Source organism: Actinotalea sp. JY-7885, assembly GCF_014525465.1.
Taxonomy (GTDB): domain Bacteria; phylum Actinomycetota; class Actinomycetes; order Actinomycetales; family Cellulomonadaceae; genus Actinotalea.
Genome location: NZ_JACEXH010000338.1, coordinates 1 through 898, shown reverse-complemented (window position 1 = coordinate 898; position 898 = coordinate 1). Strand labels below are relative to the sequence as shown.

Annotated in this window: 1 protein-coding gene; it reads left to right on the top strand. The window is 75.4% G+C overall.

Annotated elements, in window-relative coordinates:
• Window positions 1–152 precede the first annotated feature (152 nt).
• Window positions 153–898, top strand: a 746-nt coding sequence (locus tag IDM29_RS16845; protein ID WP_223148451.1) for a YhgE/Pip domain-containing protein, incomplete at its 3' end; no start/stop codon positions are given.

The following is an 898-nucleotide window of genomic DNA, read 5'->3' as shown; positions in this document are numbered from 1 at the left end:
CGCACGACGCCGCCCGCCGCGCCCGCGCGACCGCGCACCGGTGCGCCCGAGAGCACGGACCCGACCCAGCTGCTCGACGCCGCCGACGAGCCGGAGCCGGCGCCGCGCCGCCGTCGACGCGCAGGGCGCGCGACGCGGGACGGACGGGAAGGGTGACCGCCGTCCACCTGGCGATGTCGGAGCTCCGCCGCGTGTGGGCGGGGACGCTGCCACGCCTGGCCGTGCTGGCGATGATGATCATCCCCTCGCTCTACTCCGGCCTGTACCTCTTCGCCAACGAGGACCCCTACGGTCGTCTCGAGACGGTGCCGGCGGCGCTCGTCGTCCTGGACCGCGGCGCCACCAGCGAGAACGCGACCGACGGCACCTCGCGCGAGGTCGACTACGGCGAGCGCGTCGCCTCGCGCCTGCTCGACGGCGACGGCGGCTTCGGGTGGGTGCGGACCTCGCAGTCCGACGCGGAGGCCGGCGTCCGGTCGGGCCGCTTCGACTCCGCCCTGATCATCGGCCCCACGTTCTCGCAGGACCTCGTCTCGTCGGCGCGCTTCCAGCCGCAGCAGGCGAGCCTGACCCTCCTGACCAACGACGCCAACAACTACCTCGCGACGACGATCGCGGACACGATCGTGGGCAAGGTCCGGGACTCCATCGCGGAGGAGGTCGGCACCGAGGCCGCCGACACCTTCCTGCGGGGCTTCGCCTCGATCCACACCAACCTCTCGAGCGCCGTGCAGGGCGCGCAGGAGCTCGAGTCGGGCGCCGCCCGCCTGTCCCAGGGCACGGTGGAGCTCGTCACGGGCACGGCCGAGCTCGCGACGGGCGCGCAGCAGACCGCGAGCGGCGCCGCGGAGCTGGCGGCCGGCGCCGACCGGCTCGCCGCGGGCGCGAGCACGCTGGC